Here is a 17,450-nt window from a genome sequence, read left to right on the forward strand (position 1 = left end):
ACATTACTTAATTCGGATTAATTGCCAAGACTTAAAGTTGGCGATCACTTCGTAATTTAATATTTTTTCCGTTAAATTTTCAGTATCAATCCAAACATACTGACTTTTCTTTAGGTGTTTAACATCTTGGATTTTCTCGTTGAAGTTTAGAAAATAAAATTTAATTAAAACCTTAGTTTTTCCATCACCAATAGCCGCAACTTGCTGAGTTTGAGCGACCCTTTGAACTCTCTCCACTTGAACCACTTCTTTAAAATCCGGACTAATATCTGTAATTAATCCAGAAGCCATTAATAAACAGAAAGCAATCCAGTGACCCAACAATAAACTGGTAAGTGAATATTGACTAAAGTTTTTTTGCCAAGTAAACAGAGCAGTACAAAACCAACCGATGCCCAGAGGTAAAAGAATTAGAGAATACTGCTTGAAAACTTCTGACACATCTGGGGAAATAAATCGTAGACCAAAAAGTTGTGAACTATAGAAACCAGCGCAAACTCCCAGGATTAGAATTCCCAAAATACCTAACAAAAAGATGGTGTAATCAAATATTTTTTGATGAGGTGGCTGTTTTTGAACATGGTTTAAGCTGCCGTTGATAGAAACCGCTGCAAAAATCGCAATAAAGGGATAGAGAGATAAAGAGTAATGGGATAAACGTGTTGAATATATGGTGATTGCGATAAAAATAAGTGCTGGAGGTACTAAAATCAAAAAATAAGCCCATGGTCGCTTAGAAAGCATCTGATAATAGCCAAGAGCTGCAAAAATAATCCAGGGAAAACAAAGACCAATCGTTGTCCATAGATAATAAAAATACCCATTGCCTCGGCGTTCTTCTTGGGAGAGAGACCAAAACAAATTGATTAAGCTTGCGATTGAATCATAACCAAATCTTTGACTACTAAAAAACAACCAAAGTATCAAAGGAAGGCTTCCCACTATAAAACCAAAATAAAGCCAAAACTGCTTCCAGTATTTTTTTTGAACTAGATAAGGAAGTAGGCTAAATATTAGCATAAATGCCAAAAATCCTCTGAAGATAACCATTAAGGAGAGACATAATCCTACACCAAAAAGCAAAGCACTCGATTTTTGAATGTTTGGTTTTTGGCCTAAACTTAATTCACCTAAAAGAGCGATCACCAACAGAAAAAGAAAGATTGTCACATGATCAGGATTGGCAAGGTAGCTATATCGTACCCAAAGGAATTCTAAACATAAAATCCCTCCTGCCAGTAAAGCGACCTGTTTATTCAGAAGAGATTCAGTGATTTTATAAACAAGAAGAACGCATCCTAAAGCAAGAAAGAGATTGGGAAGTCTCAGGGCAATTTCATTCACACCTAATAGAAAATAACTTAGGGCGATAATCCAGTAGATGCCAGGGGGTTTATGATGGGGTGCTTGCCAAGGGTTAATCCAGTCACCAGTATCAAACATCAACTTCGCTCGAGTGGCATACAGTCCCTCATCATGGGCCATGATGCTTTGGTCTGCCAATAATCCAATGCTGAGAATTGGTATCGTCCATAAACAGAGCCATAGGTAAGGATTCTGGAGCAGTTTTCGATAGCTAAGCATCAATATTTATTTTGTGATTGAAATTTTGGACAAAATAAAAAGACAGGCATTGTAAGTACCTGTCTCCGATTGATTCTGGAACTCTAGTAGAACCTTAATAGTCGAGTTGGCCGGCGGCTTGAACCCGTTCTACTTGTTTCTTCTTCAGCACCAGGAAGATTTGAGTCAGCATAATCCCAGCCACAAAGGCCATGTAGCCATAGATGCGAGCGGGATTTTGGAGCACTACTTCCGTATCTTTTTGGCCAAAACCACCGACGTTGGGGTTATTAGTGAGAGGATCACCGACGGTGATTGCTTGACCTTTAGAAACAATCACTTCAGGGCCAGCAGGAATCGTGTTGGTTACTTCACCTGCTTCGGTGGAGATAATAACATCAGTGGTAATGACACCAGTACCAGCATCATTCACAACAACATCTGCAATGGTGCCTGTGGCAGACGCTTTAAATTGATTGTTATTGCTGAGTTCACCAGTGGGATATACCTGACCACGGCCACGGTTCGCACCGAGGTGGACAGCATATTTACCGTAGTTGATATTTTTATCGGTTTTCGGATCGGGGGAGAGCACCGGGAAAACAATTTCTTCATATTGGTCACCGGAAATCGGCCCAATGATCACAACGTTTTCTTGATCCGGAGCGTAGGACTGGAAGTAGAGACCTTCAGTTTTTTCTTTTAGTTCATCGGAGAGGCGATCAGCGGGCGCAATTTTGAAGCCTTCAGGAAGCATCAAAACGGCACCAACATTGAGGCCACCCTTCGAGCCGTCCCCTAAAATTTGTTGCTGGCTGTGGTCATAGGGAACTTTGACAACGGCTTCAAAAACTTGATCGGGTAAGACAGACTGGGGAATTTCCACCTCTGCTTCTTTGGCAGCGAGGTGACAGTTGGCACAGACGATCCGGCCTGTTGCTTCACGGGGGGTTTCCGGGGCGGTTTGCTGGGCCCAAAAAGGATAGGCAGCAGCGGCTTGGGGGAAAAGGGCGTCACTGGCGAAAAATAAACCAAAGGTGGCGATCGCCACGAGGCAGGCGGTCTTTAGCCGTTGCCAGATTGCCATCAGTTCAGGTGTTTTCATCGTAAATTTTTACAAGCGTTTTCTCTAATGGATGAACCCGTATGGGGGTCTTTAGGCCCACCAAGGAGCTTCGTCAGTACGGAAATCGGTTTCTGTCCAATCGGTGAAGGAGATCTTGTCATCTTCAGTCACTTCCGCATGGACAAGGGCCAAGGACAACGGTGCTGGGCCGCGAACCACTTTCCCAGTTTCGTCATACTGAGAACCGTGGCAAGGACACATGAATTTATTTTCAGCGGTATTCCAAGGGACGACACAGCCAAGGTGTGTACAGATGGCATTGATCCCATAGCTGGAGATGGTGTTATCCCCTTCGACAACCACATAGGTAGGATCCCCTTTTAGGCCTTGGGCCAAGGAGCGATCGCCTGCGGTGTGGGTTTGGAGATAGTCGCTCACGATAATGTCATTACCGAGGGCATCTTTAGCAATCACGCCACCACCAGCGCCACCACTAGAAGGAGGAATAAAATATTTAATAACGGGATATAAACCACCGAGAGCCGTTCCTGCCGCCGTTCCCACCCAAAGGAGGTTCAAAAATTGGCGACGACCTAGATCTGGAACATCGGAGGAACCTGATAATTGAGTCATAATCAGAGCCTTTTTGTATAGTTATGTAAGCGTTTCTACAATACTTCCTATGAAGAATATCATCCAAATGGCGAGCAAAGATGGCGTTTTACCTGAGCTTGAGCCTTAGTAGGTTGCCGGATAGCCTTTAAAAAGGTTAACAAAGTTTTGTAGATAAATGATTACAGATCGGCTGAGATTAAGCTTTTGGCCACAGAAATGTCAATGGGCAGCAGGAGGACTGGGCGATGAATGGTGTGGAACTACGGGAACTTTTGTGGCGTAAATGGGGACGTTCCTATGACATCCAACTGCGACAAATTAAGGGGGAATGGTATCTCCAGGTGATGTGGAAATATTTGGAACAGGTTTCTTTTCCTCTCTCGGAGGCGCAATATGAAGAACATCTCCAGGCGATCGCCACTTATCTGGGCGAATGGGGTGTGAGTCAACAAGTTTACACTTACCTCGAAGAAACCACAGAACGCCCTAGAGTCGGCAAAGCAATTAGTATCCGCTTGGAATTGGGAGAACGGGCCTCAGAATGGCTGTTGGGTTAATCCAAAAATGTTTTAATCAGAGTGTCTGTGTAGTGCTGGTGTTGGTGGTCGGACTGAGCCACAGCCCCAAGGCGATCGCCGATCCAGCATCAGAATTCCCTTCCCTCCAGGACTGGGCCTTTAATCCCCAAGCTCAGCAACTCCGCCTCCAAACGGCCCCAACGACGATTCCCCAATATTCTCGCCTCAATAATCCAACCCGTCTGATCATTGACCTCACGAATACCCGCTGGCCCGACGCGACCTTGACCCAGGACTACAACGGCACTATTCGCCAACTGCGCATTGGTCAGTTTAATGAGCGCACCACTCGCATTGTTTTAACTTGGACTGGGGAAATTCCTCCCACTTGGTCGCCCACCTTCCAACGCTTGCCCCAAGCCGATGGCTCTGTGGTGTGGAACTTTGAATTCCAAGGGGCGATCGCCAGTGCAGATCTGGCTGAAACTGTGCCTTTCACCTTTCCCCCAGCTCTGTTGCCACCCACCCAGACAATCCCGATCCAAGTGCCCCCATTGCCAGAACTTCCTTAACGGTTTTTGGCGATCGCCACTATCTTGAGGCAGAAAAATAGCCTCCTTGGGCTAAACTCAGGGATGAATATCAGCTTAAGGCGCTGATTTGTCATATAAGCCGAGAAAAATTCCCCACCGCTTTCTGAACGCTTCTGGGAGAAATCACCCTTTTATATCGCCTTTTTATAAATTTTCACTATTGCACCACGGCACGCATTCCTCCCCGTGAAACGCCTATGACAGACCTGCAACTCCGCATCCAAGCTGAGGACTATCCAGAACGTATCGTGGTGGTCGATCAAGAGGAGTTTGTCATTGGTCGTTTGCCAGAATGTAGTCTCACACTACAGATGAATCAAATTTCCCGTTACCACGCCCGGATCAAACGACGGCAACAGGCTTGGGTTTTAGAGGATTTAGGCAGCACGAATGGCACATATCTCAACCATGTCCGGATCACCGAGCCCCAAACGATCCGCCAAGGAGATTTGATCCGCCTCGGCCATGCCTCAATTTTGGTCACGTTCCAGAATGTAACCCTCGATGAAACCACAGATCTGCATTTTGATCAGGGGCGGACGATTTTACGTAACGCCGAAGATCTTAAGGAGCAATGGCTACAGGGGGAAGAAGGCTATGGTCATCAGCCCCACACAGAAACGGCGATCGCCCGCCTCAAGGAATTGGTGGACATAGCGAAACAACTCAGTTCTGCCGAATCCATCGAAGCCATTTTCCGCTTGACCCGGAATGTTATTTTTCAGGAATTGCCAGGGTTAGAAAGGCTGGCCCTGCTCATTGATATTCAGGGCAATGGCAAATTAGAACTCCTCAGCGCTGCGGCCCAGAGTCTTCCGGATAATCATCCAGCCATCCGCACCAGTGCTTGGATTAGTCGATCGGTCTGCCAAAAAGTTTTTAAAGAAAGGGTTGCCCTCAAATCTGTAGATGCCCAGAGTGACCAGCGCTTTGCGGATGAAGATAGTATTTTGATGAAGGGCATTCGGGGGGTGTTGGCGGTACCCCTGTGGGATCAGACAAAAGTGGTGGGGGTTTTGTATGGCGATGCCCACCTGAAGTTAGATGAATCAGAACCGCTCACCGATGATGATTTAAGTTTTTTCTCGACCATTGGTCACCTGTTGGCGGCCAGTGTGCAGCGGTGGTTGTTGAGCCGTCGTCTCCAGGAACAGGCCCAAATTCGCCAAAAATTAGAGCGCTACCATTCCCCTGCGGTGGTACATCAACTCATTTCGGTGGGGGCATTAAAAAATGGGCGGCTCCCGCCTCGGGAAGCGGAAATCAGTATTTTATTTGCGGATATCGTCGATTTTACGCCCATTGCTGAGCAGTCTAGCCCCAGTGCCATTGCGGATTTACTAAATGTTTTTTTTGAGGAGATGCTCCACTCGGTGTTTGCCCAGGGAGGGACCCTCGATAAGTTCATTGGCGACTGCATCATGGCGTTTTTTGGGGCACCAGAACCCCAGATCGACCATGCTGAACGGGCGATCGCCGCTGCCATGGGGATGCTTAACCGCTTGGATCAATTAAATTTACAGAACGTCTGGCCCCAACCGATTCAACTGCGGGTCGCGGTAAATAGTGGCAAAGCCTTTGTGGGGGACGTGGGTAGTGCCCAGCGGGTGGACTATACGGTTCTGGGGGGAACGGTGAATCTGGCGGCCCGCCTTGAGACCATTTGTCCGCCGGGGGAATGTGTGATCACCGATGCGACATACCAAGCGATTGGCGATCGCCACCAAGATTTATTTCTCCCCATGGGCGAGGGACGCTTTAAAGGCATTGACCGGCCGATCTCGGTATACCGTAGCCAACGGCACCGCCACACCAAACTTTCGCCGCTACACAGTGCCGAAACCCATAGTTCCTAGAGTTCTGGTGCGCCATCACGACACTGCAAAATAAATTCGGCGATCGCCAAGTCCCCCGGCGTCGTAATTTTGAGATTGGTTTCTTCCCCTGGCACAATCTTGACGGGGAGCCCACAACGCTCAAACAAAGCCGCATCATCTGTCACTTCCCAACCCAGGGTTTTTCCTTTTTCGTGGCAATCTTTGAGACGCTGCACCGTAAATCCTTGGGGCGTCTGGGCCGCCCAGAGATGAGACCGTTCCGGCGTCTCTTTGACCCAACCTTGGCCGTCCACTACCTTAATGGTGTCTTTTACGGGGATCGCCGCAATCAAACCCTCACAAGTTTCTAGGGCCGCTGCACAGCGATTAAATAACTCCGGGGTGGCCAAACACCTCGCCCCATCGTGGATCAGCACCTGGGTTGCCTCTGGGGGCAGCGCCTGGAGGCCGTTATACACCGATTCTTGGCGGGTTTTGCCACCTCGAATGAGCTGGACAGGCTTAGAAAGCTTTAAATCTGCCAAAATTGCCTCAAAGTCCGGAAAGTCTAACGGTTGTCCCATGATGCCGATCCAGGCCACCGAATCCGCCGCCGCCGCCGCTTGAATCGTCCAACTAAAGAGCGGTTTGTCCCGTAGCGTCATCAGCAGTTTATTGCGATCGCCGCCCATCCGTTTGCCGACGCCCGCCGCAGGCAATAACAAGTGCACCATGGCTTTTCCCTAAGTTACTAAACGTTTCCGCCTATTCTCTTCTAAAATGATGCTGGATACGTAAGTTTATACCCCCAAGATGCGCATACTAGCCCTAGTTCCCGGAGGAGTTGGCGACCAAATCCTCTTTTTCCCGACTCTCGCTGATCTCAAGGAACGTTATCCCGAAGCCATGATTGACGTTCTGGTCGAACCCCGTGCCAAGGCAGCCTATCGCGTCTGTCCCCAGGTTCATGAAGTGCTAACCTTCGACTTCAAAGATCGCAATGGCCCGGCTGATTATCTCAATATTCTCGGCACCATCCGCGATCGCGAATATGAAATTGCCCTCTCCCTCGGCAAAAATTGGGCCGTGGGCTTCCTGCTTTGGCTGAATGGAATTCCCACCCGCGTGGGCTACAAAACCCCAACATCTTGGTTTATCTCTAATCCAGCCCCCCTCAACGAAAACCAATACGCAGCGGCCCTCTACCACGATCTCCTGAAAGGGTTAGGCATTGACACAGACTGTCCGTCCCCCAGCATCACCGTACCCAATGCGGATATTCAATGGGCCGAAGGGGAACAAAAACGCCTGGGCTTAGCCGAGGGTTATCTCCTGATCCACGGTGGCGCGAGTCAACTATCCCAAGCCAAGGGCCTTAAAAAACTCTATCCCGTGGAAAATTGGCAACCGATCATTGAAGATATCCAAAACAAACAGCCCAACCTTCCCATTGTTCTGCTCCAAGGCCCCGATGATGCCCCTTGGGTCACGGAACTGATCGCCCTTTATCCAGCCCTGAAGGTGACACGGCCTGAGGATATTGGCAAGGCGGCCGCAATGATTGCCGGGGCCAACTTGATGGTTTGTACAGATAGTGCGCCGATGCACCTGGCCGCCGCAGTCGGTACTTACACCATTGCCCTCTTTGGTTCGACTAATGCCGAAAAGCTCTTGCCGCCAAAGAATGATAAATTGATTGGCATCCAGTCTCCCACTGGACAAATGGCAGATATTAAACCCCAAGACGTATTGGCTCAAATTTGGCGTGGCTAAACCAGCAGTTTTCCTTGATCGTGATGGTGTCCTTAACATCGAAGCAGGCTATATTCACACCCTCGAAGACCTGAATCTGATTCCAGGGGTGGCGACGGCTGTTCGATCGCTCAATGATCAAGGAATTTTTTGCTGTTTGGTTTCCAATCAATCGGGGCCAGCCCGGGACTACTATGGCATTGACCACGTGGAGGCTCTCCACACCAGATTGTGCACCCTCCTAAACCAGAAAGCGGGTGCCCACCTAGATGCGCTGTACTATTGCCCCTATTTAAGCCAGTCAGCTGGAGGCACTCACCCGGACTTTACCCGATGGGGCACTTGGCGCAAGCCGAATACGGGGATGTTGGTGGCGGCGGCCTGGGAACATGATTTAGATTTGCGCCGTAGTTTTATGGTGGGGGACAAGGCGACGGATATTGACCTCGCCCACAACGCTGGCCTCCGGGGGATTTTGGTGCAAACAGGCTACGGAAAACAAGTCCCCAGCGGCAAATATCAGCACCACACCAAGCCAGATTATGTGGCCAAGGATCTTCAAGATGGGGTGAGCTGGCTCTTAAAGCAACTCCAAGAAAAGCCATAGACAATTAAGAAAATACGGGAATCCGCATCTAGGGATGGGGGCGATCGCCTAATTCGCAGCAACCCATCTTCCGGCAAAATAGAGGACGAATCCTTAGATCAAGTTGGAAGCATACGACCTATGGCAGTCCGCGAAAAAGGCAATATTACAATCCATACCGAGAATATTTTCCCGATAATCAAAAAATCTCTCTATACCGACCACGAGATCTTTTTACGGGAACTCATCTCCAATGCTGCTGATGCGATCACCAAGCGCAAAATGGCAAAAATGGCCGGTGAAAGTAGCGTTGATGTCCCCGATGGAGAGATCATCATTGATGTTAACAAAGAGAAAAAACAACTCTCCATCACCGATAACGGCATTGGGATGACCGCCGAAGAAATCAAAAAATATATTAACCAAGTTGCCTTTTCGAGTGCCGAAGAATTTATTCAAAAATACGGCAAGGATGCGAACGATTTAATCGGGCATTTTGGTTTGGGGTTTTATTCTGCCTTTATGGTGGCAACCCAAGTCGAAATCAATACCCTTTCCTGCAAAGATGGCGCTGAAGCAGTCCATTGGAGTTGTGATGGTTCCCCCGAATTTGAGTTGTCTGCCAGTGACAAAACAAGCATCGGCACGACCATTACCCTCACGATGATGGATGAGGAAACAGAATATTTAGAATCCCAACGGATTCGCCAATTGGTCAAAACCTATTCTGATTTCATGCCCGTTTCCATTCGCTTTGAAGGAGAACAAATCAACAAACAGCGGGCCATTTGGAAGGAATCTCCCCAGAATTTAACCGACGAAGATTACCTCGAATTTTATCGCTATCTCTATCCCTTCCAAGAAGATCCGTTGCTGTGGGTTCACTTGAATACAGACTATCCTTTCCTGCTTAACGGCATTCTCTATTTCCCGAAACTACGCCCGGATATTGACGTTACTAAAGGACAAATTAAACTGTTCTGTAATCAAGTTTTCGTCAGTGACCATTGTGAAGAAGTCATTCCTGAATTTTTGATGCCCCTACGCGGCGTGGTCGATAGCACCGACATTCCCCTCAACGTTTCCCGCAGCGCCTTAACCAATCACCGGACAGTGCGCCGCATCTCCGATTACATTGCCAAAAAAGTTGGCGATCGCCTCAAGTCCCTCTACAACGAAAGCTATAGTGACTATGTTAAAAGTTGGGAAGATGTCGGCACCTTTGTTAAATACGGCAGTATTCGCGACGAGAAGTTTAAAAAACAAGTCGAAGACATCCTTATTTACCGCACAACCCACCAACCCGAAACAGCGGCAACAACGCCCAAAGTAGAGGTGCAGGGTAATGATGGCGATGTGTGGGAAGATGTCAAATCCGAAGACACCCAGGCAACGTCTACGGCCCCCTACACAACCCTAAAAGATTATTTAGAACGCAATAAAGAGAAACACGAAAATCGCGTTTTCTATTGCACCGACCCCAGCACCCAGGGCACTTACATTGAACTGTATAAAAACCAGGGTTTGGAAGTCCTTTACATGGACTCTTTTATTGATACCAACTACTTCATTCCGTTCCTGGAACAGGAATACAGCGATGTGAAGTTTTCACGGGTGGATTCGGAGTTGGATCAAAGCCTCGTAGAAGACGATAAAGCCAGTGAAATTGTTGACCCAAATACCAACAAAACCCGTGGCGATGTAATCAAAGAGTTGTTTGAAAAGGCGATCGGTAAACCGAAGGTCAACATTAAAACCCAATCGATTAAATCCGCAGAAACAGCAGCAACTCCCCCGGCAATGGTGCTCTTACCAGAGGCGATGCGACGTCTGCAAGAGATGACAGCGATGATGCAGCAGACGGCGATGCAATTCCCAGAAGATCATGTGTTGATGATTAATTTGTCGCACCCCTTGATCGAAAATATCTACCAACTCAGCCAGGGTTCGATTATTCAAGCAGATGGTAAGTCTTCTAACCAGGAAACCATCGATATGATGTGTCAGCACGTCTATGATCTGGCATTGATGGCCCAAAAAGCCTTTGATGCGGAGGGCATGAAAGCGTTTGTGGAACGTTCTAACCAAGTGTTGACCCGTTTAACCCAGAAGTAAAGCTTCATTGAATCTGCCTTTTGATCTCCCCTCGGTGGGGAGATTTTTTTTGGTAAACACAATTAACGGACGAGCATTGCGCTATGCTCAGTAGCTGTCCCTCTGCGTAACATTTGGCTATGGCTCGCCTCTCCCAAGAATTGCACCGTTATTTTTTTGAAGAAGACCGTGGTGAAACCGTGAGTTTAGCCCAGGCGATCGCCCTCGCAGAGGAAAAAGTCTTTGGGGTCATTTTGCTGCTGCTAGCCTTTCCGTCGGCCCTGCCAATTCCGGCCCCGGGCTATTCGACGCCCTTTGGTATTTTGATTTTGGCGATCGCCCTCCAGTTGATTTTTGGTCGGAAAAAACTCTGGCTCCCGGTTGCGTGGCAACGAAAAACCGTCAAAACGACCATGGCCCAGGGCATCCTGAAAAAAGGTCTCCCTTGGTTAAAGAAAATCGAGGCGATCGCCCACCCCCGGTTCCCTAGCGTTTGTCAGAGTCGCCTGGGCCGCACCGTCATGGGCTGCACCATTGCCCTGATGGCCACCTCGATGATGATCCCCATTCCCGGCACCAATACCCTCCCAGCCATGGCAATCTTCCTCACCGCCTTTGGCCTCCAAGAGGACGACGGCTTGATCAGTGGTGCTGGGGTCATTTTCTCCCTTGTCATCGCCGTGCTGATGGTGTCCGTGATTTATGTCTTCTTCAACGGTGGCCTTAGCTTATTGGATCTGCTCAAAGACTGGGTCACGGTACGATTAGGAGGCTAGTCGTTTTCGTTTTGTTGCTGCCATGTCCCAGTTCCCATCCCTAGAAGCCGCCCTCAAACACTTCTTCGGATATGACAATTTCCGCCATGGCCAAAAAGCTGTCATTACCGCCGCCCTGCAAAACCGTGATGTCCTGGCTCTGATGCCAACGGGGGCCGGAAAATCCCTTTGTTTTCAACTGCCTGCTCTGCTGAAACCGGGATTAACGGTGGTGATTTCTCCTTTAATTGCCCTGATGCAGGATCAAGTGGATGCCCTGACGGATAACGGCATCGGGGCGACATTTCTAAACAGTACCCTCAACCTCGACCAAGCGCGATCGCGGATCCAGGCAATTTTTAACGGCAACATTAAACTTCTCTACGTTGCCCCAGAACGGCTATTTAACGAAGGCTTTCAGCAACTACTGACGGATGTGGATCAGACCATTGGCCTCGCTGGCTTTGTGGTGGATGAGGCCCACTGTGTTTCAGAATGGGGCCATGATTTTCGTCCCGAATACCGCCAACTCAGTCGCATCCGGAGGCGTTATCCCCAGACTCCCTGCTATGCCTTTACCGCCACTGCTACTCAACGTGTCCGTGAAGATATTATTGACCAGCTCGCGTTACAAAACCCCAGCTTTCACTGCACCAGCTTTAATCGTCCCAACCTTTACTATGAAGTTCTCCCCAAAGACCGGAAGAGTTATACGCAACTGCTGCGCTATGTTCGACAACGGCGCGGGCAACCAGGCATTATCTACTGTTCGAGTCGCAAAAAAGTAGACGAGTTGGCCGATCGCCTCAAACAAGATGGCGTTAAAGCATTGCCCTACCATGCGGGACTAGCTGATCGTTTACGGGCTGACTACCAAGCGCAATTTATCCGGGATGATGTGCCTGTGATGGTCGCCACCGTTGCCTTTGGCATGGGCATTAATAAACCCGATGTGCGCTTTGTGGTGCATTATGATTTGCCGACTAATTTAGAACGCTATTACCAGGAGTCGGGGCGCGCAGGCCGGGATGGGGAAGCCGCCCACTGTACTCTGTTTTATCGGGCGGGAGATATTAAAAAGGCAGAGTATTTTATTGAGCTCAAGGAAGACGAACAAGAAAAACGGATCGCCTACCAACAACTCCAGAAAATGATTGACTATGCCGAAGGGATCGATTGTCGGCGGACGATTCAACTGAGCTATTTCGGGGAGCAATTTCCGGGGGACTGTGGCGGCTGTGACAATTGCCAGAATCCGCGTCCGGTCGAAGATTGGACCATTGAGGCCCAGAAGTTTTTATCCTGTGTTGCCCGCTGTCGAGAACGCTATGGCATGACCTACATTATCGATGTGTTGCGGGGTTCAAAAAAAGAAAAAATTATTCAGAACGGACACCATCAACTATCCACCTATGGCATTGGCCTCGACCACACCAAGGAAGAATGGAAAAATCTGGGGCGATCGCTTTTGCATCAGGGCTTAGTAGCGGAAACGAGTGATGGCTATCGGGTACTGAAGCTCAACGGCCACAGTTGGGAAGTTTTACGCAAACAGCGGGAAGTGAAAATCGCGGTAGAACGGCGGCAAACGGCCCCAGAACTTTTGGGGATTTCTGAAAGTCGTCTCGATGCGGAAATTCTCTTCGGGCAACTACGACAACTGCGGAAACAATTGGCCGATGCAAATTGGGTCGCCCCCTACATGGTTTTTTCCGACGCAACCCTCCGGCAAATGGCCAAGCGGCGACCCCGCACCCAAGCGGATTTTTGTCTAATTTCCGGGGTAACAAGTGCGAAATATCAGCGTTACGGGGAGCCTTTCCTCGCGGCGATTCAGGAATTTTGTGCCAGCCAAGGGCCACCGAAACCCCAGATTCATAGCACTCAGTTACTCACCCTCCAGCTTTATCAACAGGGCCTCTCGGTTACAGAAATTGCTAAGCAGCGCAATCTAACGGCGGGGACGATCAACGAACATCTGGCAACGTTATTACAGAGTGGTGAGATTACCGATCTAGACCGTCTCGTTAAACCAGAAGCCCAGGTGGAAATCGAAAAGGCGATCGCCACCGTGGGGCCAGAGTCCTTAACGCAATTGCGGGAGCACCTCCAGGAAAAATACAGCTACGATGCGATTAAACTGGTGCGGGCTAAACTGCTAAAAACCGCACAATCAGCCTAGAATTTGAGGATTTATTGGAGATTGAGGAAATTATTTAGATCTTGGAAAACTTTCGGCGGAAAGCGCCGAATATTTTCTAGCCACTCTAAATCCCGGTAACGCTCATCTAAACCCGCTGCTGCCACCCAGTTACTTTCGGCCTCGCCAAATTGGTGGTTCCCCCAGAGCATCGCTGTCAGGGCCACCCGCGCATCGGCAAACATGGGGTATTTACGTACCAGGGCTTTCATTCGCTTGATCGCTTGGTTCTCTTCGCCAACTTGATACAGGGCGAGGGCATAGCTTTCGGCGGCCCAGGCAAAGCGGGGATCAAGTTCCGTTGCCTTTTGGTAGTCCTGCCTAGCCTGTTCCCAATTGTCCAAACTGCCGTAGGCATTGCCGCGATTGTGGTAGGCGATCGCCTCTTGGGGATCGAGTTCAATGGCTTTGTCATAATCGGCGATCGCTTCGGTAAACCGCTGTTGCTGTTCGAGGATCGCACCGCGATTAAAGTAGGGTTCGACTTGGTCGGGGGCAAGGCGGATCGCTTCATTGAGATCTTCTAGGGCCGCATCAAACTGATTTAAACTCGCCCTAGTATTGCCCCGATTGCTCCAGAGGGCAGGATTTTGGGGAAATGCTTCAATTAAATCAGACCAAATTTTTTCGGCGGTAAACAAATCGCCTTTTTTCGCCGCCTGGATCGCGGTTTGAGTGAGGCGCACCGCGGAGCGGATCTCTGCGAGATCGCCTTCAGAGATTTGGGCATTGGTGAGGGCAACACTGGGCCAACAGAGGCTCACCCACAGCAGCAGACTACACAGAAGACTAAAAATGGGGCGCATAGAATAAACAGCTTGATGACTTGGATGAAAAAGGCTATGGGTACTATAACGCGTCTCTACCAGGTGACTTTTCCGGCGAGGTCGGCGGCCTTTTTTTCGCCAATGCCCGATACCCGTTGTAGATCCGTCAAACCAGAATAAGGGCGGCCCTCAATAATCCTTTGGGCGAGACTAGGGCCAATGCCAGAGAGGGTTTCGAGTTCGGCGGCACTGGCGGTATTGAGGTTTACGGGGCCATCGGTGGCGGCCACAGTACAGTCAGCGGGCATTGGTTTTTGTTTGCTGGCGATGAAGGGCGGAATTCCCAGATAAGCCGTAGTATAAAACTGATCGAATTCGGCTTGAAATTGTTGGGCGATCGCCTCGTTCTGGATAATTAAGAGGGTCTCGTCGTTCTGATTATTGGCAGAGGCTGACCAGTTATGGGAACCCGTAATCACCGTTTTGCCATCGATGACGGCGAATTTGTGGTGAAATTTATCCCCCTGGGGTAATTTCGGCGTACCGACGGTTTGGATGGGGCTAGCCCAGGGCCGATTAAAGGGGTCACATTTTTCCTTGAGATTAACCCCCAACAGATCCAGCCCATCGCTGTATTCCCGAAAGGCAAAACTCGGATCGATCAAAGCCTGGATAACGGTGCCTTCTTGAGCTTCTTTTTCTAAAATATTGGCAATTTTTTGCTCAGAAAAAACAAATAGGGCTAGACTAATCGATTCTTGGGCCTGGGCGAGGGTGCTGCCAATGAGACCATTGCTCGTATTTTCCCAGGCCTGGGAACTGGAGAAAGGGGAAAACTGAACCGTGACGCGACTATTGCCCACCGTAAAGGTTTGGGGCGGCCCTTGCAGTTTCTGAACCCCAAACTTGCGCCCAGTCCACATCTCCTCAAATTCTGCTGTAAAAACCTGGGCGATCGCCGCATCTTGGATCCGCATTAGGTGGTTTACATTGCCCCTGGTTTCCGGGTTGGCGAAATCCCCGTGGATGCCGCTCAATGTCCAGTTTGCCGAGCCGGTGATCACCGTTTCCCCATCGACCACCATAAATTTGTGGTGCATTAGGCCGCTTCCCTTGGAACCGTCGGCGGTATCGTCCAAAATCGGGATCTCTGCCCTTTCTAAAATGGCGATCGCATCATATTTCGCAGTTTCTGCCGCATCTAAAAAGCCATCTTGGTTTTCATCGGCGAGGGCGACAAATTCTTGATATTTTCCCTGATCCCGTTCATCGAGTTCTAAAATTTCTGCTGAATCAGGCTCGGCCCAGGGTTGGTGGTAATTATTTTCGACGATCACGCGAATGTTGATCCCCGCAGCGGCTTGGGCAGCGAGGGCTTCGGCTACCAGGGGCAAATTCAACTCCTGGATCGCAACATCGATGGTGCTTTGGGCGCTGTTAATGCCCTCGATCAAAATTTCTTCGAGGTTATCCCCTGGGCGTTTCAGTTGGCGGTAGGGCTCGGTATAAACCACGCGCCGACCTTGACGCTGGTTGAAATACACCTGAATGGATTCGTCCTGGGGCGATCGCCCCCTTTCCCCCTGACAACCCAGCAGACCAACGACCAATAGACCCCAGAGGGCAAAAAATGGGCGACGAGCACGGGGATTAACCATCGAAATTTAAGAGCGCGACAACACCCTTATACCTAATAATCGTAAGGATTTCTGGGGGTGGGGATCGGTTCGACGGCGCTGGCCTGGATCACTAACTGGCGCTGGGGCAAACCATTATCACTCTCGTCTTCTGTGGTGAGTTGGAGATCCTCGGTGATCATTTCCCCGGTGACTTCTACCCAAGAGTCCGGCGTAAAGGCTTGGCGATCGCCTTCGAGTTTCACGGGCAATCCTACTGGATAGGCATCCACCGCACAACAGGTCAGCACAAACCGCGACACCATCATGTAATTGTCCGGCAACTGGGGCAGATGGGTCACAAATCCGTTTACTTTCACCGGATCCCCTGTATAAGCATCAGGTTCTGGATAAACATTCAACGTCCGAATCCAATCTAATAACGTCCGCTCCTCTGGGGACGTGCCGACCCGAAAACTTTCCGGTTGACTCCGGGTGAGGGGCAATTCTTCCGTTAAACCCCGTTGAATCGCTGTTTGGCTCGACAAAATGGTGGGAGGAATCAAAAATCCGGCGATCGCCACCAAAATCAACAAACCACTCCCCACATTCTGGGGCAAAAGCGTAATGTGCTGCACGGATTCGCCGCCACTAACCTGGGGACGCACCTGTTGCAGCAATTTTCCCAACCCAAGCAGGAGGAGAATAATCCCCGCCGCCACACATAGACCAAAGTAATTCGGATGGATCAACAGCGCCAACTGGCCTGTAATCGCGTACTTGAGCAGCAAAGCCCCCCACAACAACAGGGCCGTAATATCAAACCAAGGGGCCAAACCAGCCGCTTTCGGAGCAGAAAAATTAACCATTGCGTTCCTGGAAAAAACACCTCAAACAACTATCACTCGTTTCCGTTAAGGCCACCCTAAAATAATCGTGTGGCCTCTTCATCCACCGTCAATTCTAGATCCTCCGCTAACATCGCCGGATCAATGAGCGTAATGTCAAAGGGATCTTCTTCCCCCGGCTGGGTGTGCTTCGGAGGACGCGGCGATCGCCTTTCATAACGACCCAAAATTTGGGGGCCAAATGTGACGACATCCCCATCTTGGAGTATCACCGCATTCACTTTGTTCCCATTGACCAAAATGCCGTTCGCACTGGCCCTCTGGAGACCATCCCCATCCACAATGCGATAGTAAACATGATCATCCGTTAGGTGCCGCACCAAGGTCGCATGGAGCCGAGACACAAACTGCGATTGGAGATGAATCGCGCAACTGCTACGACGCCCAATTGAATAGCGGGCATCCGTCAAAATATACTCCCGTTGTCCAGTATCATCTTGAACGAGGAAAACATGTTGAGGTTGATTCATTGTGACGGTAGGAGCAACGGCCATGGATTCCAAATCGGTGCAGAAAAATTATAACTAAACAAAAATAATCCTAAATCTTCACATTTTAACTGATACGAGCGGGCATTCCCCTTCCTCGCACACGGTTTAC

At 49.4% G+C, this 17,450-nt stretch carries 16 protein-coding genes; 8 read left to right on the top strand and 8 right to left on the bottom strand.

The genetic code is table 11. The annotated features are described in order from the left end of the window. Window positions 1-3: 3 nt before the first annotated feature. The 3 genes from AWQ21_RS09020 to petC all read right to left on the bottom strand — a co-directional run bounded on the left by AWQ21_RS09020 (window position 4) and on the right by petC (window position 3,262). Window positions 4-1,503 (bottom strand): glycosyltransferase family 39 protein, encoded by a 1,500-nt coding sequence (locus AWQ21_RS09020; protein ID WP_198159630.1) that lies wholly within the window; start codon window positions 1,501-1,503, stop codon window positions 4-6. A gap of 175 nt (window positions 1,504-1,678) precedes the next feature. Beyond that, window positions 1,679-2,668: a cytochrome f gene (gene petA, locus AWQ21_RS09025; protein WP_065714252.1), complete on the bottom strand. Its 990-nt coding sequence runs from the start codon at window positions 2,666-2,668 to the stop codon at window positions 1,679-1,681. Window positions 2,669-2,719: 51 nt separating this feature from the next. After that, window positions 2,720-3,262: a cytochrome b6-f complex iron-sulfur subunit gene (petC, locus tag AWQ21_RS09030; RefSeq protein WP_012307519.1), complete on the bottom strand. Its 543-nt coding sequence runs from the start codon at window positions 3,260-3,262 to the stop codon at window positions 2,720-2,722. A gap of 227 nt (window positions 3,263-3,489) precedes the next feature. On the opposite strand from petC, the gene AWQ21_RS09035 reads away from it, so the two are divergent. From AWQ21_RS09035 to AWQ21_RS09045, 3 genes are all read left to right on the top strand, one after another. Further along, the gene (locus AWQ21_RS09035; protein ID WP_065714253.1) at window positions 3,490-3,801 is read left to right on the top strand and encodes a DUF3067 family protein; all 312 of its coding nucleotides are present in this window, start codon (window positions 3,490-3,492) and stop codon (window positions 3,799-3,801) included. Then, complete coding sequence (locus AWQ21_RS09040) at window positions 3,786-4,334, top strand: AMIN domain-containing protein (protein WP_065714254.1); 549 nt, start codon at window positions 3,786-3,788, stop codon at window positions 4,332-4,334. The genes AWQ21_RS09035 and AWQ21_RS09040 overlap by 16 nt, the downstream gene beginning before the upstream one ends. A 218-nt stretch (window positions 4,335-4,552) precedes the next feature. Next, the gene (locus AWQ21_RS09045) at window positions 4,553-6,211 is read left to right on the top strand and encodes an adenylate/guanylate cyclase domain-containing protein (protein WP_065714255.1); all 1,659 of its coding nucleotides are present in this window, start codon (window positions 4,553-4,555) and stop codon (window positions 6,209-6,211) included. On the opposite strand, the gene ispD is transcribed toward AWQ21_RS09045, so the two are convergent. Beyond that, complete coding sequence (gene ispD, locus AWQ21_RS09050; RefSeq protein WP_065715286.1) at window positions 6,208-6,903, bottom strand: 2-C-methyl-D-erythritol 4-phosphate cytidylyltransferase; 696 nt, start codon at window positions 6,901-6,903, stop codon at window positions 6,208-6,210. The genes AWQ21_RS09045 and ispD overlap by 4 nt on opposite strands. 82 nt (window positions 6,904-6,985) lie before the next feature. On the opposite strand from ispD, the gene AWQ21_RS09055 reads away from it, so the two are divergent. From AWQ21_RS09055 to recQ, 5 genes are all read left to right on the top strand, one after another. Then, window positions 6,986-7,945 carry a glycosyltransferase family 9 protein gene (locus AWQ21_RS09055; protein ID WP_065714256.1) on the top strand — a complete coding sequence of 320 codons (960 nt, stop codon included), beginning with the start codon at window positions 6,986-6,988 and terminating at the stop codon, window positions 7,943-7,945. Continuing rightward, on the top strand, window positions 7,938-8,531 hold the full coding sequence (locus AWQ21_RS09060; protein WP_065714257.1) for an HAD-IIIA family hydrolase: 594 nt from the start codon (window positions 7,938-7,940) through the stop codon (window positions 8,529-8,531). The genes AWQ21_RS09055 and AWQ21_RS09060 overlap by 8 nt, the downstream gene beginning before the upstream one ends. Before the next feature lie 120 nt (window positions 8,532-8,651). After that, complete coding sequence (gene htpG / locus AWQ21_RS09065) at window positions 8,652-10,625, top strand: molecular chaperone HtpG (RefSeq protein ID WP_065714258.1); 1,974 nt, start codon at window positions 8,652-8,654, stop codon at window positions 10,623-10,625. Window positions 10,626-10,744: 119 nt separating this feature from the next. Beyond that, window positions 10,745-11,380 (top strand): exopolysaccharide biosynthesis protein, encoded by a 636-nt coding sequence (locus AWQ21_RS09070; protein ID WP_065714259.1) that lies wholly within the window; start codon window positions 10,745-10,747, stop codon window positions 11,378-11,380. Between the two features lie 22 nt (window positions 11,381-11,402). After that, a complete protein-coding gene (gene recQ / locus AWQ21_RS09075; protein WP_065714260.1) occupies window positions 11,403-13,541 on the top strand; it encodes a DNA helicase RecQ in 2,139 nt (712 codons plus the stop codon). Between the two features lie 11 nt (window positions 13,542-13,552). Here the strand turns inward: recQ and AWQ21_RS09080 are convergent, their stop codons facing one another. From AWQ21_RS09080 to AWQ21_RS09095, 4 genes are read right to left on the bottom strand one after another with little or no spacing between them, the layout of a single operon-like run. Continuing rightward, entirely contained in the window at window positions 13,553-14,365 is an 813-nt protein-coding gene (locus tag AWQ21_RS09080) for a tetratricopeptide repeat protein (protein WP_065714261.1), read from the bottom strand. Window positions 14,366-14,421: 56 nt separating this feature from the next. Beyond that, a complete protein-coding gene (locus tag AWQ21_RS09085; RefSeq protein WP_065714262.1) occupies window positions 14,422-15,984 on the bottom strand; it encodes a phospholipase D-like domain-containing protein in 1,563 nt (520 codons plus the stop codon). A gap of 32 nt (window positions 15,985-16,016) precedes the next feature. After that, the gene (locus AWQ21_RS09090) at window positions 16,017-16,811 is read right to left on the bottom strand and encodes a TIGR03943 family putative permease subunit (protein WP_065714263.1); all 795 of its coding nucleotides are present in this window, start codon (window positions 16,809-16,811) and stop codon (window positions 16,017-16,019) included. A 56-nt stretch (window positions 16,812-16,867) separates the two neighbouring features. Next, window positions 16,868-17,344: an FHA domain-containing protein gene (locus AWQ21_RS09095; protein ID WP_083997999.1), complete on the bottom strand. Its 477-nt coding sequence runs from the start codon at window positions 17,342-17,344 to the stop codon at window positions 16,868-16,870. Window positions 17,345-17,450 lie beyond the last annotated feature (106 nt).

Origin of the sequence: Picosynechococcus sp. PCC 7003 (assembly GCF_001693255.1) — a bacterium.
In the GTDB taxonomy this organism is placed as follows: Bacteria; Cyanobacteriota; Cyanobacteriia; order Cyanobacteriales; family MRBY01; genus MRBY01.